Genomic DNA, 16,208 nt, shown 5'->3' with positions numbered 1-16,208 from the left:
GGCAGGCCGCCTGATCAGGCGGGCCCCAGTTGCGGCAGCACCTCGGCCGCGATCAGCTCCAGGTGGTCGAGATCGTTGAAGTCGATCAGGCGCAGATGTATCCGGGTGGCGCCGACCGCGGCGAACTCGCCGATCCGGTCGACGAGCTGGGCCGGCGAGCCGATCACCGGGTCCTCCGGGGGCAGCGCGCTCGGCACGTGCAGCGGGGCGGCCCGGCGCCGGGCCTGCGCGTCGTCGCGCCCGATCGCGACGACGACGCCCGCGGAGAGCACCAGCGGAACACGACGGCCGATCCGCTCCTGCGCCTCGACGACCCGCTCGAACGCTGCCGCGGTCTCTGACACGTTCCTGAACGGCAGGTTGAACTCGTCCGCGTAGCGGGCGGCGAGCCGCGGGGTGCGCTTCGGCCCGCGGCCTCCGACGATGATCGGCGGCCGGGGCCGCTGCACCGGCCTGGGCAGGGCGGGGGCGTCGACCAGCCGGTAATTCTCGCCGTGGTGGCTGAACCGGCCTCCGGGCGGCGTGGCCCACAGCCCGGTGACGATGGCGAGCTGCTCCTCCAGCCGGTCGAAGCGCTCACCGACCGGGGGGAACGGGATGCCGTAGGCGGTGTGCTCCCGCTCGTACCAGCCGGTGCCGAGGCCCAGCTCCACCCGGCCGCCGCTCATCCGGTCCACCTGCGCCACGGTCACCGCGAGCGGCCCGGGCAGCCGGAAGGTCGCCGACGAGACCAGCGTGCCCAGCCGGATCCGGGAGGTCTCCCTGGCCAGGCCGGCCAGGGTCACCCAGGCGTCCGTGGGGCCGGGCAGGCCGCCCTCGAGCTCCATGGACCGGTAGTGGTCGGCGCGCAGGAAGCCCTCGAACCCGCCGTCCTCGGCCAGCCGCGCCATCCGCAGCTGATCGTCGTAGGTGGCGCCGCGATGCGGTTCGGCGAATACGCACACGCGCATGCTCACTGTCCCCCCTCCCGGACCACCGCCGACGTGCCCCTCCCCACCAGCAGCTCGTGCAGATCGGCGCTGCACCGAGCGACCTCTTCGAAATGGGCGTCGCGGCCCAGGGTCCGCGGGCGCGGGATGCGGATCTCGACCACCTCCCGGATCCGCCCCGGACGCGGGGTGAGCACCACCACCCGGTCGGCCAGGAGCACCGCCTCGTCGATGGAGTGGGTGACGAAGACGATCGTCGACGCGTTCTCCATGTGCACGCGCTGCAACTCCACCGAGAGTTCCTCGCGGGTGATCGCGTCGAGCGCGGAGAACGGCTCGTCCATCAGCATCACCCGGGGGTTGCCGATCAGCGACCGGCAGAGGGAGACCCGCTGCTGCATGCCGCCGGACAGCTCGTGCGGCAGGCGCCTCTCGAAGCCGGCCAGCCCGGCCATCTCCAGAAGCCGCAAGGCGCGCTCGCGGTGCGCCGCCCGGCGCCAGCCGAAGATCTCCACCGGGAGCAGCACGTTGTCGATGACCGACCGCCAGGGCAGCAGCGCGGGCCGCTGGAACAGCATCGCGATGTCGCGCCGTGCCTTGGTGACCCGTTCGCCGGCGACCGTGATTTCACCTTCGGTCGGCGGCAACAACCCGGCGATGAGCCTGAGAAGTGTGGATTTGCCGCATCCTGATCGGCCGACCAGAGCGACGAACTCCCCCTCGGCCACGGTCAGGTCTATGCCGCGCACCGCCTCCACGACCCCGGATCGTCCACTGAAACTGCGGGAAACCCCAGCCAGCCGAATCATGCGCGCAGCTCTCCATCTGACTGCGGTTTTAATCCAGTTGGACCAGACTATACGGATTGACAAGAAATGGAACCCTTGGTGAGCTTGGATACGCAGGCCGATCGGCGCCGGATGAAAGGAAGCGTGCATGAGCAGGCTCACCCGTACTGTCGCCACCTTGGCTCTGACCTGCGCATTCGTCTCCGCTTGCAGCAATCCAGACAATCAACAACAGACATCAACTTCTAGTAATAAGCCCCTAGAAAAGGTGACTTATCTGACCTCGTTCGGCAATTTCGGACGAGACTCGTACGCCTGGGTCGCCAAGGACAAAGGATTCTTTCGCGAGGCCGGCCTTGACGTGGACATCAAGCCCGGGGGCGGTACGGGTGACAACATTTCGAAGATCGAGGCCGGCGCGGCGATGTTCACCCCGGTCGACCTCACCGGCCTGATGCTGGCGCGCGGGAACGGCGGCGCCAAGAGCGTCGTCGTGGTGGCCGGGATCCAGCAGCGCACCATGGCCGCGCTCATCAGCCTCGAGGGCAACGGGATCACCAAGCCGAAGGATCTCGAGGGCAAGACACTCGCCGACAGCCCGGGTTCGGTGGTGCGCAACCTCTTCCCCACCTACGCCAAGCTGGCCGGCGTCGACGCGTCCAAGGTCACGTGGGTCAACGGCGCTCCCGCGAACCTCATCGGCCTGCTGGCCAGCGGCAGCGTGGCGGGCATCGGCCAGTTCGTGGTGGGCGAGCCGACGGTGGAGTCGGTGGCCAAGGGCAAGCAGGCGGTCGTGCTCCCCTACAGCGACGTGATGAGCGACCTCTACGGCAACGTGCTCATCACCACGACCAAGATCGCCCAGGAGCAGCCGGACCTGGCCAAGCGTTTCATCTCGGCCCTGATGAAGGGGCTCGTCCACAGCATCGACAACCCGGACGAGGCCGGCCGGATCCTCCAGAAGAACGTCCCGGCATCGGCGTCCGCACCCGCCGCCGCCGAATGCACCTTGATGAGTGCTTTCGTCCGGCCGGAGGGCTCGGGAGGCAACGTGGTCGGCACGATCGACACGAAACGGGTCGCCGGCAGCATCAAGCTCCTCCAGGACGCCGACGCCATACCTGCCGGGCTGACCCCCGACCAGCTCATCAGCGCGGACCTGACGCCGAAGCCCTGACCGTACGAGGAGCACGCGACATGGCCGAGGCAGGCGGCACCCGACCCGCGACTCCCGGCGGGCGAGCGACGCTCACGGCGGTGGGGTGGCCCGCTCTCGGCCTCGCGGTCGCGGTCGGCGGCTGGTGGATGATCACCTCGGCGTTCCCCCTCGTCCATCCTGCGGTGCTGCCACCGCCCGCCGAAGTCCTGACCGCCTTCCGGGCGAAGCCGGCGGAACTGCTCGGCGGCCTGGCCACGACAACGCTGGAGACGGTGGCCGGCTTCCTGATCTCCGTGGTCGCCGGGGTGCTGATCGGGCTGCTCCTGGCCGCCTCGCGGGCGGCCGAGCGGATGTTCTCGCCCCTGCTGGTGGCGATCAACGCGGTGCCGAAGATCGCGCTGGGGCCGCTGCTGGTCGTCTCGCTCGGCTGGGGGCAGCGGCCGATCCTGACCATGGTCGTCCTGCTCTCCTTCTTCCCGATCGTGCTCTCCACCGCGACCGGCCTGACCACTACGCCCGCCGAACTCGCCGAACTCGCCCGGTCCCTGGACGCCTCGCGCTGGCAGACCTTCCGCAAGGTACGGCTCCCGGCCGCGCTGTCGCACATCTTCGTCGGGCTGAAAGTCGCCATGCCGCTGGCCGCGATCGGCGCCGTGATCGGCGAGTTCCAGGCCGGCGAGGGCGGCCTCGGCTACCAGATCGTCCAGTACAGCGGCATCGCCGACAGCGCCACCGCCTGGGCGGCGATCGTCCTGCTGGGAGCGATGAGCGTGGCCCTCTACTCCGCCCTTGTGCTCGTCGAGCGGCTGGCCCTGCCCTGGGTACGGGAGACCACCTCCGAGCGCTGAACGGCCCCGCGCCTGCCCGACGGGGGGAACGCCATCACCCTCAAGAACTACTGAGCCCCGTCAGGAGTGAGCTGCACCGGCCACAAAGGACTCCAGCCGGTGCAGGAGGGCGGCCATCTCGCCTTCGGGCAGGCGGGCGGTGTCGGCGCTCAGTTCCACACCGAGCGTGCCCTTCCAGCGCATCAGGGCCACGCAGAAGTCGCAGCTGCGCTGGTCCATGCCGGGCAGCCACTCCAGCTCGGACTCCCCGTCCGCGCGGTCGGCTCCACCCGGATCCGCGCCGGGGCGCAGGTCGTTGAAGCAGCACAACGGGAACATGGGGATGCCCCGGTCGGCACTCATCCGGTCGACCATCGCGTGCAGGGCCAGCGAGTCGAAGCGGGCGCACCTGTAAGACGCGAGAACCGCCGGATAGGCGCTCGCGAGGGTCTCGGCAAGGCTTCCGCACGGGCCCAGGGTGAACAGCCCCAGCTGGTTCAGGCTGGTGACCAGGCCCCGGGTCCGGCTGTCGAAGCGGTTGTGCACGATCGGGGTGATCGCGCACACCTCGTGCCCGGTCAGCTCGCGCAGCAGCATGGCGACCGCCACCAGCAGGACCGTGGCGGTGCTGACGCCGGTACGGCGGGCGAGCACCTGTGCGGCGTGGTCGAGCCGGGGCGACGACAGCACGGCCCGCGCGAACCTCGGCGTCGCGCCGCTCCTGACCACGGTGGGGAACATGGCGGACGGTACGGTCCGCAGCAGCGCCTCCCACTGCGCGATCGACCGGGCCGAACGGGCCGATGCCGCCTCCTCCTGCCGTACCAGGTCGAGCAACTGCGCCGACGGCGGTCGCGCGATCGCTCCGCGGAGCAGCAGCATCCGCAGATCGCGCACCACGACGTCGGCCGCGCGCCAGTCCGCGACGACATGATTCATCACGAGCGCCACGTGGGTGGCAGCGCCGTCGCAGACCACGATCCCCGCGCGCAGCGGCTGCTCGCCGTCGCCGAAGGATCGCCCGGCCAGACGGGCGACAAGTCCGGCCGCGGCATCGTCCACGTCGCCGCGTGCCGCCTCGACCAGCTCGATCGCCAGGGTCCCGGCCGCCGCCACTTCCTGGTGCGGCCCGGTCGCGCCGAGCCGTACCACGGATCTCAGGGCGTCGTGCCGACCCATCACCTCGGCCAGGGCGGCCGCCACGGCCAAGGGATGGCGCGGGCCTCCCGCGCCCGGGACGGTCAGCAGCCGGGGCACGTTGAAGTAGCGTGCGTCCGGCCCCACCCTCTGGATGGCCCCCCAGACGTCCCGCTGTCCCCACGCGAGCTCCGCCGTTCCGGAACGGTCGGAGGCGAAGTCCACCGAAAGCCGCATGGCGCTCTCCTTAGTTCCGGACCGCTGCTCCCAGCTCGGACAGCCGCAGGCTCGGGTCGTCGCCCGCGCGCGCCACCACGCGCGCGAACGCCTCCGCCAGGCGGTGCGCGGTGGCGGCGTCGAACAGGTCGGTCGAGTACTCCAGCCAGCCGCCGATCCCCTCGGGCCCCCGGTACACGTCGAGGGACGCCTCCACCCGGGCCCGGCCCAGGTCGGGCTGCGGACACACCTCCACGGTCAGGTCCCCCAGCTCGGTGCGGAGCATGTCGCCGGTGGGCAGGTTGTGGGTGAGGTTGAACATCGCCTGGCACAGCGGCGGCCGGCTCAGGTCGCGGGGCACCCGCAGTGCGCCGAGGATGCGGTCCAAGGAGGTTCCGGCGTGGGCGAGGGCCTTCATGGTGCTGATCCGGGTACGCCGCAGCAGCTCGCCGAAGGTCGGATCGCCCGACAGGTCGGCCCGCGCGACGAGCGTGGTGGAGAAGTAGCCGATCAGCGGGGCCAGCTCGGGCCGGTCCCGGCCGGCCACGGGCACGCCCACGCAGAAGTCGTCCTGCCCGGCGGCCGCGCCCAGCGTGACCTGCCACGCGGCGAGCAGGGCCATGAACGCGGTGGCCCGGTGGGCGCGCGTGACAGCTTCCAGGCGGGTGACGTCCGCGTCCGGCACGGCCACGGCGGCCTTCGCGCCGCGGCCGGTCCAGCGGGCGGGGCGGGGGTGGTCGAGGGGCAGGTCGAGCGACGGCGCCCCGGCGAGCCGCTCGGTCCAGTAGTCCAGGTGGTCCCGGCCCTCCTCGGCCCGCCGCCGCTCGGCCACGGCGAAGTCGCGGTACTGCGTGGGCAGCTCGTCCAGCAGGAGCGGACGGCCTTCCCGGTGGGCTGCGTAGCACTCGCCGAGCTCGCGCATGAGCACGTCGAGCGACCAGTGGTCGACCACGATGTGGTGCAGCACGATGCACAGGACGGCGTCGTCGGCGGCCAGGCACAGCAGGCCCACCCGCCAGGCGGGGGCCGCCGCGAGGTCGAACGGCCGCCCGGCGTAGCCGGCGACCGCCCGCTCGATGTCGGCGGAGGCGGGATCCAGGCGGTCCAGCCGCACCTCGCCGGGCTCGTCCACGACCTGCGCGGGCAGGTCGCCGTCCAGCACGAAGCGGGTGCGCAGCACCTCGTGCCTGGCGGCGATCGCGGTGAACGCCGCGGCGAGAGCGGCCTCGTTGACGGGGCCGCGCAGCCGTACCGGCCAGGTGATGTGATAGGCGCAGTCGTCAGGGTCGAAGCGCTGCAGGAACCACAGCCGCTCCTGCCCGGTGGACAGCGGCCAGGTCCGCTGCTCCCGGCCGCCGAGCAGCGACCTGAGCAGGGCCGCACGGCGTTCGGGGGGCAGCGCGGCCAGGCGCCGCCGCAGCTTCTCGCGCTCGAGGTCGGGGCTCACGTGGGGTCACCTCGAAAGTTGGGAACGCTCCCAACGGAGCCTAGATTTCACGCCGGAGACAGGTCAAGATCCCTCACCGCGACGCGATGTGACCGAACGCGGACGAGTAGCGATCATCACACGTGGCACCGCCCCTTCATTCTCGCCGTTTGACAGTCTGGCAAGCTCCCCGTTCGACCGTTGCCGCTCCCCACAGTGATCGATAGAATTGATGGGAGCGCTCCCAAAAACACTGTCCCCCACAAGGAGTGCCGATCGTGCCGGAACGACTGCTGGAAGAGATCACGGAGGACCTGTCCGACGACGACCTCGGGCTGCTCCTGCTGATCAGGCACTTCGAACGCAAGCTGCTCGACCTGTTCGGCCAAGGGCTCGTGCAGGGCACCACCCACACCTGCCTGGGGCAGGAGTACGTGCCGGTCGCGCTGACCCCGCTGCTGGACGAGCGGGACTACGTCTTCAGCAATCATCGCGGGCACGGCCACTACCTGGCACGGTTCCGGGATCCGTACGGACTGCTCGCGGAGATCACCGGGCGGGAGGGCGCGGTCTGCGGGGGCGTGGGCGGCAGCCAGCACATCCTGTCCGGCCGCTACCTGTCCACCGGGATCCAGGGCGAGAGCCTTCCGGTCGCCGCGGGCGTGGCCCTGCACCTCCGGGACGCCGAGCCGGGCGCGCTGGCACTGGCCTACATCGGCGACGGGACGTGGGGCGAGGGCGCCGTGTACGAGGCGCTCAACATGGCCGCGCTCTGGCGGCTCCCGCTGGTCGTGGTGACCGAGAACAACGGGATCGCGCAGACCACGCCGACGTCGGCGCAGCTGGCGGGCACGATCGGGGATCGGGCGCGGGCGTTCGGGTGCCGGTTCCTGCACCTGGACTCGCGGCACCCGCATGAGATCCGGGACGCGCTGCGGCCGCTGTTCGAACGGACCAGACAGGGCGCGGGGCCGCTGGTGGTGGAGTTCGCCACGCACCGGATCGGGCCCCACAGCAAGGGCGACGACACCCGCTCCGCCGAGGAGATCCGGCGCGCCCGCGATCACGACTGGTACCCGCGCCAGGACGTCTCCCCGCGCTTCGCCCGCATGGACGCGGAGGCGCGCGCGTTCGTCGAGGTGGTGGCCGGCGAGGTGCTCGGGCGGCCGCTGTCGGCGCGGGAGGGCTGAGGCGATGCGGGTCGCGGAGAGTCTCAACCGGGCGCTGCACGAGGTGCTCGCCGACGACCCGTCCGTACGGGTGCTCGGCGAGGACGTGCTCGACCCGTACGGCGGGGCATTCAAGATCACGAAAGGGCTGTCCACCCGTTTCCCCGGCCGGGTGCTGGCCACCCCGATCAGCGAGAACGGCATCGTCGGCGTGGCGGGCGGCCTGGCCCTCGCGGGCGGCAAGGCCATCGTCGAGATCATGTTCTCCGACTTCGTGGCCCTGGCCTTCGATCAGATCGTGAACTTCGCCGGCAAGTCGGTCTCCATGTACGGCAGACCGCTGCGGCTGCCGCTGATCGTGCGCTGCCCGTCCGGGGGCGGGCGCGGCTACGGCCCCACGCACAGCCAGAGCCTGCAGAAGCACTTCATCGGCGTGCCCGGTCTGGCGGTGTACGAGGTGTCCCCCTTCGACGACCATCGTGAGCTGTTCGACGAGATGCTCGCGCTCGGCGAGCCGTGCCTGCTGTTCGAGGACAAGATCCTCTACACCCGGCAGATCTTCGGCGGCGGGGTCGCGGACGATCTGTTCCAGTACGACGTGCTGCCCGGCGCCGTCGGGGTGACCAGGGTGTACGTGGACGATCCCGAGCAGGCCGACTGCGTGATCATCGCGCCGGGCGGGCTGGCGCACCGGGCCCTGGCCGCGATGCGCACGCTGCTGCTGGAGCGGGAGATCACCTGCCTGCTGCTCGTCCCCCGGCGCCTGCACCCCTTCGACGTGGCCCCGCTGTCGCCGCTGCTGGAGCGGGCCGGCGCCGTGGTCGTCGCCGAGGAGAGCACCGCCGGCGGCACCTGGGGGGCCGAGGTGGCGCACCAGGTGCACAGCCGGCTCTGGGGGCGCCTGCGGCGTCCCGTGTCCCTCGTCCACTCGGCGGCCTCAGTGATCCCGGCGGCCGCCCACCTCGAGCGTGACGTGCTGGTGCAGGACACCGCGATCGTCCGCGCCGTACAGGAGCTCCTGCCTTGACCGAGCTGCGCGTGCCCAAGCTCAACAACAACGACACCGAGTACCTGCTGGTCGAGTGGCTGGCCGAGGACGGCGCCGACGTGGTGAAGGGCGATCCGATGGTGGTCCTGGAGACCTCCAAGGCGGCCGAGGAGCTGATGGCCGAGGCCGACGGCGTGCTGCGGCGGACGGCGGAGACCGGCGCGACCTGCCGGCCCGGGGACGTGATCGCGCACATCTCCGACGGCTCGGCACTCCCGCCGGCGGCCGACGAACCCGGTGCGGCCGGCGGCGACTCCGGGCCGATCGTCACCGCGCCCGCCCAGGCGCTGATCGACGAGCACGGCGTGGACCCGGCGCGGATCCGCGCCCTGGGCAAGAAGGTGATCAAGCGCGCCGACGTGCTGGCCCTCCTGGAGACCGGCACCGACGACACACGGCCGCTGCCGGCCGTTCAGCGGGCCGTGGCCGCCGCGGTCACCCGTTCCCACCACACGATCCCGGCCGCCTTCACCGCCGTGAAGCTGGACGCCGGCCCCGCGATCGCCCGGGCCCGCGCCCTCAGCAAGGAGGCCAGGGCGCTGATCGGGCTGCCTGAGCTGCTGGTCTCGGCGGTCGCGTCGCTGCACGGGCGGTTCCCGATGTGCTTCGCCGAGCCGGTGGAAGCGGACGGGCCCGGCGGCGAGCCGGCCGTGCGCCTCTCACCGGGCCCTAACGTCGGCGTCACCGTGGACGTCGGCCACGGCCTGTACGTCCCGGTGCTGCGCGACGCCGACCGCCTGTCCCTCAAGGAGATCGCGGAGCGTCTCACGGCGTACCGGACGAAGGCGTCGCAGGCGGCCTTCCGCGAGGACGACCTGGCGGGCGGGAACATCGTCGTCACCCTGCACACCGACACGGCCGTGCTCCTCGCGGTGCCGATCGTGTTCCCCGGGCAGACGTGCGCGCTGTCGCTGTGCGCGCCGCAGCACGAGTTCGCCCTCGACTCCGCCGGAAATATCGTGAAACGCACCGCGGTCACCCTCGGGCTGGCGTTCGATCACCGCCTCGTGAACGGGCGCGAGGCGGCGATGTTCCTGAACGCCATCCGGAAGACGATCACTCCCTGAGCACGGGCTCCCCGGTCAGGGCGCGCCGCGCCTCCTCCTCGCTCATCGCGTCGATCTCCTCGATCAGCAGGTCCTCGACGGCCTCGGCGAGCTCGGCCACGGTGCCGCAGCCGAACACGACCCGGATCGGCACCTCCACCTCCAGCATCGCCCGCAGCCGCGCCGCGACCCGGGTGGTCATCAGCGAATGCCCGCCCAGCTCCAGCAGATCGTCCAGCACGCCGACCCGTTCGAGGCCGAGCACCTCGGCCCAGATCTCGGCGACCAGCGCCTCGCTGTCGGTGCGCGGCGCCGTGTAGTCCGTCCCGGTGACCCGGTCCGGCTCGGGCAGCGCGGCCCGGTCGAGCTTGCCCCGGGAGGTGAGCGGCAGCTCCGCCAGCCGTGACCACCGGGTCGGCACGAAGCCTCGCGGCAGCCGGCCCGCGGCGTGCGCGCGCAGCTCGGCGGGGGCGGCGGGGCCGGTGAAGTACGCCACCAGGTCCTCGCCGCGCGCGGCCACGGCCACCTGCCCGGCGCCGGGGTGCTCGCGCAAGGCGGCCTCCACGTCGCCGGGCTCGATGCGCACGCCGCGCACCTTGACCTGGTCGTCCAGGCGGCCCAGGAACTCCAGCTGCCCGTCCGAGCGCCATCGCGCCCGGTCACCGGTGCGCAGGCGCCGGGCGCCGGGCTCGCCGTACGGGTCGGGCTCGAAGGCGGCGGCGGTACGGCGGGGCAGCCCGGCATATCCGCGGGCCACCCCGGCACCGCCGATCGTCAGCTCGCCCGCCGCGCCCGGCGGCACCGGCTCCCCCCGGGCGTCCAGCACCCGCACCGTCGTCGCGGACAGCGGCCGGCCGATCGGCGGACGCCCGCCGGGGTCGGTCCCGTCCAGCTCGGCCCACGTGGCGATGACCGTGGCCTCGGTCGGCCCGTACGTGTTGACCAGCCGGACCCCGGGCCCGTCGCGATGCCACAGCGCCTGCCACCGGGCCACGGCCGCCCCGTCGGCCTGCGAGCCGCCGAGGATCACCAGTCGCAGCGCCGGCGGCCACGCCACCTCCGAGGGCGACTCGACGAGCCGGTGCCAGTACGCGGTCGGCAGATCCAGCAAGGTGATCCGGTGCCCGTCCGGCCCCGCCAGCAGGTCGGGCAGGCTCGCGGGGCCGTCCGGCAGCGGCATCACCGTCGCCCCGGACGCGAGCGCCGGGAAGATCTCCTCGACGTGGGTGTCGAAGCTCAGCGACGCGAACTGCACCACATGGTCCCCGGGCCCCAGGCCGTACTCCCGCCGCATCCACCCGACCCTGGCCGCCACCGAACGATGCTCGACGAGCACCGCCTTGGGCAGCCCGGCGGACCCCGAGGTGGTCATCACGTAGGCGATTCCCTTCGCTGGCCCCTTGGCCGCGCTTGCCTCGGCCACGGCGCGCACCCGGTCCTCGCCGATCAGCCAGGCGGCGCCCGCGGCGGCCATGGAGTCGGCGTGCCGGGCGGGCGGGTCGGCGGGGTCCAGGGGCAGGTAGGCGGCGCCCGCCCGCCACACGCCCAGCAGCGCGGCGATCACCTCGGCGGACGGGGCCAGCCGCACGGCCACCACGTCGCCCTCCCGGACGCCGCTCTCCCGCAAGGCGCCGGCGAGCGCGCCGGCCTGGTCCCACAGATCCGTGTACGAGACCACCTGATCGCCGCAGCGCACGGCGACGGCCTCCGGCGTCCGGCGCGCCACGTCCGCCACCAGCTCCAGCACCCCGTCCGCGACCGGCTCGGCGGGACCGGCGGCCAGCTCGGCCATCGCCTTCTCGTCCCGCCCGGTCCACGCGGGAAGCCGCGAGATCGGCGTGTCCGGCCTGGTCACGGCCCCGGCCAGGAGCGTCAGGTAGCGCTCGGCGATCGTCGCCACCTCGCCGGCCTCGAACACCGCGCCGTCGTAGCCGAAGCAGATCGCCAGCTCGTCCCCCGCCGGCCAGACCTCCACCATCAGATCCACCACGATCTGCTCGTGGCGTCCCTCGAAGTCCGACACCCGGACTCCCCCGTACGCCCGGTCCTGCCCGGCGGCGTAGTCCTGCATGATGAACACGGTCGGCAGCAGCGTCTCGACGCCGCGCGCCAGCCGCTCCAGCAGCGGCGCGGGCCGGCCCATCGCGTCGAGCACCACCCCCTTGACCCGCCCGAGCAGCTCGGCGAACGTCGGATCTCCCTCCAGGTCGCCGCGCAGCGGCAGGGTCTGGGTGAGGTAGCCGACCATCCGCTCCAGCTCGACCCGGTCCCGCCCGGCGACCACGGTGCCGACCACCATGTCGTGCTGCCCGCTGTGCCGGAACAGCAGCGCCTGGTAGGCCGCCATGAGCACCATGAACGGGGTCGCCCGGTGGGCCACGGCCAGCCGTTCCACCTCGGCGAGGTGCCGCGCGCCCAGCCGTACCCAGTGATAGCCGCCCTCCCGGACGGCGGCGCGCGCCCCGGGACGGGCGAACGGCAGCTCGGTGACCGGCGGCGCGGCCAGCGCCTCGGTCCAGTACGGCATGGCCTTGTCCGCCCTGCGCCGCTGCCAGCGGGCGTAGTCGCTGGACTGGATGGGCAGGTCGGGCAGGCGGGCGGGGCGGCGCTCCACGGCGGCGGCGTAGTACTCGGCCAGGTCGTCGAGCATGATCTCCAGGGAGTGCCCGTCGGCCAGGATGTGGTGCAGCGTCACGCACAGCACATGATCGTCCGGGGCGATCTCGATGACGGCGACCCGCAGCGGGACGCCCGCGGCCAGGTCGAAGGCGGCGTTGGTGCGCTCGGCGACCAGCGCGCCCACCTGCTCCTCGGCCGCCGCCGGCCACTCTATCGGCGGCGCCCAGCCGACCGGCCCGGCCACCGCCCAGGGCGTGCCGTCCTCCTCCGCGAAGGCGGTCCGCAGGCTCTCGTGCCTGGCCACGAGCGCCCCGACGGCAGCGGTGAACGCCTCGCGGTCGAGCGGGCCGCGCAGGCGCCGTACCAGGTACATCGTGTACGAGGCGTCGCCGGGCTCCAGCCGCTGGAGCATCCAGAGCCGCTCCTGCGCGGGCGACAGCGGCGCCCTCATGACCCGGCCGCCAGGTCGTCGAACAGCCCCTGGAGCTCCTCGGCGCTGAGCCCGTCGAGCTGGTCGCGCAGCGCGGCGACGTCGGTCAGGCTGAGCTCGGCGTCGTCCATGTCGTCGAGCCGGGTGGCGAACCCGGCGATCGTCGGACGCTCGAACAGCACGACGATCGGCACCTCCAGGCCGTACCTGGCCTGGACCCTGGCGATGATCTGCGTCGCGGCCAGGGAGTGGCCGCCGAGCTCGAAGAAGTCGTCGTCGGCGCCGATGGGCTCGGTGGCTCCGAGCACCCCCGCCCAGATCTCGGCGAGGTCGGACTCGACCCCGGTGGCCGGGGCGCGGAAGGCGGCGGTGCCGGGGCGCGTCCACGACGGGGTGGGCAGGGCGGCGCGGTCGAGCTTGCCGTTGGGGGTGAGCGGCAGGGACGTCAGGGTCGTGTGCCGGACCGGGATCATGTAGTCGGGGAGCGTGGCGCGCAGCCGTTCGCGCAGGGCGGCCCAGCCCACGGCCTGCGCCCGCGGGACCAGGTAGGCCACCAGCCGCCCGTCGCGGACGGCGGCCGCGGCGTCCCTGACCTCGGGGGCGGCTCGCAGGGCGGCCTCGATCTCGCCGAGCTCGATGCGGAACCCGTGGACTTTGACCTGCTGGTCGGCCCGGCCGAGGTACTCCAGCCGGCCGTCGGGCGTGATCCTGGCCAGGTCACCCGTGGCGTACATGCGGGCGCCGGGGGCGCCGGCGTACGGGTCGGGCAGGAAACGCGCGGCCGTCTGGCCGGGCAGCCCGTGGTATCCCCGGGCGACCCCCGCGCCGCCGATGTGCAGCTCGCCGACCTCCCCGTCGGCGACCGGCGTCCCGTTCTCGTCCATCAGGTGGACCGAGGTGCGCCCGATGGGCGAGCCGAGATCCACGGCCTCGGGTCCCGGCCGCACCCTGCCGGCCGTGGACCACACGGTGGTCTCGGTGGGGCCGTACACGTTCCACAGCTCGGCGCCGTCGGCCAGCAGCGCGTCCGCGAGATCGCGCGGCAGCGCCTCGCCGCCGCACAACCGGGTCCTGATCGTCGCGGGGACTCCGCCGGACTCCAGCAGGATCCGCCAGCCCGCCGGCGTCGCCTGCATGATCGTGACCCCCTCGGCGACGGCCCGTTCGCGCAGCGCCCAGCCGTCGGAGACCTCGCCGGTGGCCGCGATCACCACCCGGCCTCCCGTGAACAGGGGCAGCAGCAACTCCAGGACCGAGATGTCGAACGACAGCGTGGTGACGGCCAGCCACCGGTCCTCCGGACCGATCGGCAGCAGGTCGGCGAACGACTCCAGCAGGTTCGCCACGGCCCGATGCGGCACCGCCACCCCCTTCGGCCGGCCGGTGGACCCCGAGGTGAACATCAGGTACGCCAGCCGATCCCCATCGGCCGGAACCCCGGTGGACGGGGCGGGAACGCCGGTCAGCGGCCGGCCCCCGGGCGAGAGCGTGAGAACAGTGGGAACGCCGTCCAGCAGCGCCGGATCGACGCCCGCCTGCGTCAGCACCAGGCCGATGCCCGCGTCCTGGCGCATCATCCGCAGCCGTTCGGCGGGGAAGGCCGGGTCCAGCGGCACATATGCCCCGCCCGCCGTCCACACGGCGAGCATCGCCACGAGCATCCCGGTGGTCCGCTCCATGCACAGCCCCACGGGCACCTCGGGGCCGACGCCATGCCCGCGCAGCACGGCGGCCAGGTCCTCGACGCGCCGGTGCAGCTCCCGGTAGGTCACCCGACCGTCGGAGCCGGTCACGGCCACCGCGTCGGGCGACTTGTCCAGCCACCGCCATATGGTGCCCGCGCCCCCGTTCACGGCATTCCGCGGGGGCGGCGTCGTGTCGTCACTCAACGTCGATCTCGCCTTTCAGTTTCGCAGGCTGAGCGGGCGCATGTCCGTCCAGACGGTCTCGATGTGGGCCAGGCACTCCTCCCGGGTGCCCGCGAACCCGGCGTCGGACCAGCCGGGCGGCAGTTCGCGATCGGCTGCCCAGACGGAGTACTGCTCCTCGTGGTTGACGACCACCCGCGTCTCCGCACTCATGTGTTCTCCTCGCTGACCAGTAGCGTCTCGATCTCGCGCAGCGTCGCCTCGACCGCCTCCCGGGGCAGGAGGGAGGTGTCGGCGAGCAGGTCCAGCCGGCAGGTGTGGGTGGCGGGGCCGGCGGTGAAGAACACCTCGGCGTCCACCTCCGGCCAGGCCCCCACCGGGAAGATCCGGCCGGGGATCGCGGGCGGGTGCGGTGGCAGGTTGGGCCAGCCCGCGGCGACCCGTACGTCGTTGAAGTAGGCGGTGGGCGGCGGCCCGGTCTCCTCGATCAGCGCCCGCTGGGCGGCCGGGTCGTAACGGGCGTGCCGGTACGTCGCCAGCACCCCCCGGTGCGCGGCCCGCACCACCTCGGCGAGCGGCGCGCCCGGGGCCACGTCCAGAACGAAGATCCCGTCCTGGACGAGGGTCGCCACCATGGGCGCCAGCCGGGGATCGTGCCGGTTGCCCACGATGAGCTGCAGCGCGACCGTGCCGCGGCCGGTCAGCCGGGACAGCAGCGTCGCGTACGCGCCGAGCAGCACGCTGCTGGTGCTCACCCCCCAGCGCGCGGCCAGCCCGGTGGCCGCCGCGCCGAGCGCCGCCGACTCCATGCCGAGCTTGACGAACCTGGGCTCCTCGGGCGTGCCCGGCGGCGCGGCGAACAGCGGACGCGGCATCCGTTCCAGCGCCGCCCGCCAGTGTCTGAGCGCCCGCTCGCCACGCGCCGCGCCCTCGGGCGAGCGCTCCTCGGCGGCCAGGTCGAGCGGCTGCGGCACGGCCTGCGGCAGCGGCTCCCCGGACAGCAGCCGCGGCCACTCGGCGGCGATGACGTCGAGCGCCCGCCCGTCCACCGCCATGTGCGTGAACGCGAACGCCACCGCGCGCGGCCTGCCGCCGTCCATGACGACGGCGCAGCGCACCGGGAGCTCGTCCGCGTAGTCGAAGCCCTTGGCCGCGAGCTCGGCGGCGATCTCCCCGGCCAGCACCCTGGGCCGGGAGCCGGCGGCGTCGACCAGCTCGACCGCCAGCCGCCCCTGCCCGGCGACCCGCTGCACCATGCCGACCTGCTCCGCGCCGACCTGCTCCGCGCCGACCTGCTCCGGGCCGGTCTGCTCCGGGCCGGGGAGCCAGTTCGTACGCAGGCTCTCATGCCGTTCGAGCAGCCGCGCGAGGGCGGCGAGGACGGCCGGCAGGCCGGGCTTGCCGTGCACCGGAAGGGCCCACGGCATGTTGAAGTACGGGTCGCCGGGAGGCAGCCACTCGGTGAGCCGCCAGATCGCCCGCTGGCCCCAGGTGAGCGGTCCCTGGCCGGACCTGGCGCCGGTGAACTCGACCGTCACGGGGCCGA

The 16,208-nt window shown here is 73.0% G+C and carries 13 protein-coding genes; 5 read left to right on the top strand and 8 right to left on the bottom strand.

Annotated elements, in window-relative coordinates:
* Positions 1-14 precede the first annotated feature (14 nt).
* Both ACIBI9_RS32815 and ACIBI9_RS32810 read right to left on the bottom strand, forming a co-directional pair.
* A complete protein-coding gene (locus tag ACIBI9_RS32815; protein WP_397227636.1) occupies positions 15-950 on the bottom strand; it encodes a TIGR03560 family F420-dependent LLM class oxidoreductase in 936 nt (311 codons plus the stop codon).
* Between the two features lie 2 nt (positions 951-952).
* Complete coding sequence (locus tag ACIBI9_RS32810) at positions 953-1,879, bottom strand: ABC transporter ATP-binding protein (RefSeq protein ID WP_397227634.1); 927 nt, start codon at positions 1,877-1,879, stop codon at positions 953-955.
* Here ACIBI9_RS32810 and ACIBI9_RS32805 point away from each other — a divergent pair.
* Positions 1,866-2,894, top strand: a complete 1,029-nt coding sequence (locus ACIBI9_RS32805) for an ABC transporter substrate-binding protein (RefSeq protein WP_397227632.1) — start codon at positions 1,866-1,868, stop codon at positions 2,892-2,894. The genes ACIBI9_RS32810 and ACIBI9_RS32805 overlap by 14 nt on opposite strands.
* Positions 2,895-2,914: 20 nt before the next feature.
* The gene (locus tag ACIBI9_RS32800) at positions 2,915-3,724 is read left to right on the top strand and encodes an ABC transporter permease (protein WP_397227630.1); all 810 of its coding nucleotides are present in this window, start codon (positions 2,915-2,917) and stop codon (positions 3,722-3,724) included.
* A 60-nt stretch (positions 3,725-3,784) separates the two neighbouring features.
* Here ACIBI9_RS32800 and ACIBI9_RS32795 read toward each other — a convergent pair whose 3' ends face one another.
* Positions 3,785-5,077 carry a condensation domain-containing protein gene (locus tag ACIBI9_RS32795; RefSeq protein ID WP_397227628.1) on the bottom strand — a complete coding sequence of 431 codons (1,293 nt, stop codon included), beginning with the start codon at positions 5,075-5,077 and terminating at the stop codon, positions 3,785-3,787.
* Between the two features lie 10 nt (positions 5,078-5,087).
* A complete protein-coding gene (locus ACIBI9_RS32790; RefSeq protein WP_397227626.1) occupies positions 5,088-6,503 on the bottom strand; it encodes a condensation domain-containing protein in 1,416 nt (471 codons plus the stop codon).
* Positions 6,504-6,760: 257 nt separating this feature from the next.
* Here ACIBI9_RS32790 and ACIBI9_RS32785 point away from each other — a divergent pair, with 257 nt between their 5' ends.
* From ACIBI9_RS32785 to ACIBI9_RS32775, 3 genes are read left to right on the top strand one after another with little or no spacing between them, the layout of a single operon-like run.
* Positions 6,761-7,672, top strand: coding sequence for a thiamine pyrophosphate-dependent dehydrogenase E1 component subunit alpha (locus tag ACIBI9_RS32785; RefSeq protein ID WP_397227624.1), 912 nt, complete (start codon positions 6,761-6,763; stop codon positions 7,670-7,672).
* A 4-nt stretch (positions 7,673-7,676) separates the two neighbouring features.
* Positions 7,677-8,678, top strand: coding sequence for an alpha-ketoacid dehydrogenase subunit beta (locus tag ACIBI9_RS32780; protein WP_397227622.1), 1,002 nt, complete (start codon positions 7,677-7,679; stop codon positions 8,676-8,678).
* A complete protein-coding gene (locus ACIBI9_RS32775; RefSeq protein ID WP_397227620.1) occupies positions 8,675-9,766 on the top strand; it encodes a 2-oxo acid dehydrogenase subunit E2 in 1,092 nt (363 codons plus the stop codon). The genes ACIBI9_RS32780 and ACIBI9_RS32775 overlap by 4 nt, the downstream gene beginning before the upstream one ends.
* Here ACIBI9_RS32775 and ACIBI9_RS32770 read toward each other — a convergent pair.
* From ACIBI9_RS32770 to ACIBI9_RS32755, 4 genes are read right to left on the bottom strand one after another with little or no spacing between them, the layout of a single operon-like run.
* A complete protein-coding gene (locus tag ACIBI9_RS32770) occupies positions 9,756-12,815 on the bottom strand; it encodes an amino acid adenylation domain-containing protein (RefSeq protein ID WP_397227618.1) in 3,060 nt (1,019 codons plus the stop codon). The genes ACIBI9_RS32775 and ACIBI9_RS32770 overlap by 11 nt on opposite strands.
* Entirely contained in the window at positions 12,812-14,683 is a 1,872-nt protein-coding gene (locus ACIBI9_RS32765) for an amino acid adenylation domain-containing protein (protein WP_397227616.1), read from the bottom strand. Before ACIBI9_RS32765 ends, ACIBI9_RS32770 begins: the two co-directional genes overlap by 4 nt.
* 15 nt (positions 14,684-14,698) lie before the next feature.
* The gene (locus tag ACIBI9_RS32760; protein ID WP_394497073.1) at positions 14,699-14,875 is read right to left on the bottom strand and encodes an MbtH family protein; all 177 of its coding nucleotides are present in this window, start codon (positions 14,873-14,875) and stop codon (positions 14,699-14,701) included.
* Positions 14,872-16,200: a condensation domain-containing protein gene (locus tag ACIBI9_RS32755; RefSeq protein ID WP_397227614.1), complete on the bottom strand. Its 1,329-nt coding sequence runs from the start codon at positions 16,198-16,200 to the stop codon at positions 14,872-14,874. The genes ACIBI9_RS32760 and ACIBI9_RS32755 overlap by 4 nt, the downstream gene beginning before the upstream one ends.
* Between the last annotated feature and the right edge of the window lie 8 nt (positions 16,201-16,208).

The organism is Nonomuraea sp. NPDC050451 (assembly GCF_044458585.1).
The sequence above is the reverse complement of the archived record's forward strand: the minus strand, read 5'-3'. Positions and strand labels throughout refer to the sequence as shown.

Coding starts and splice junctions, on each gene's coding strand:
- ACIBI9_RS32815 (WP_397227636.1), bottom strand. CDS start 950: ATGCGCGTGTGCGTATTCGCCGAACCGCATCGCGGCGCCACCTACGAC.
- ACIBI9_RS32805 (WP_397227632.1), top strand. CDS start 1,866: ATGAGCAGGCTCACCCGTACTGTCGCCACCTTGGCTCTGACCTGCGCA.
- ACIBI9_RS32800 (WP_397227630.1), top strand. CDS start 2,915: ATGGCCGAGGCAGGCGGCACCCGACCCGCGACTCCCGGCGGGCGAGCG.
- ACIBI9_RS32795 (WP_397227628.1), bottom strand. CDS start 5,077: ATGCGGCTTTCGGTGGACTTCGCCTCCGACCGTTCCGGAACGGCGGAG.
- ACIBI9_RS32780 (WP_397227622.1), top strand. CDS start 7,677: ATGCGGGTCGCGGAGAGTCTCAACCGGGCGCTGCACGAGGTGCTCGCC.
- ACIBI9_RS32770 (WP_397227618.1), bottom strand. CDS start 12,815: ATGAGGGCGCCGCTGTCGCCCGCGCAGGAGCGGCTCTGGATGCTCCAG.
- ACIBI9_RS32760 (WP_394497073.1), bottom strand. CDS start 14,875: ATGAGTGCGGAGACGCGGGTGGTCGTCAACCACGAGGAGCAGTACTCC.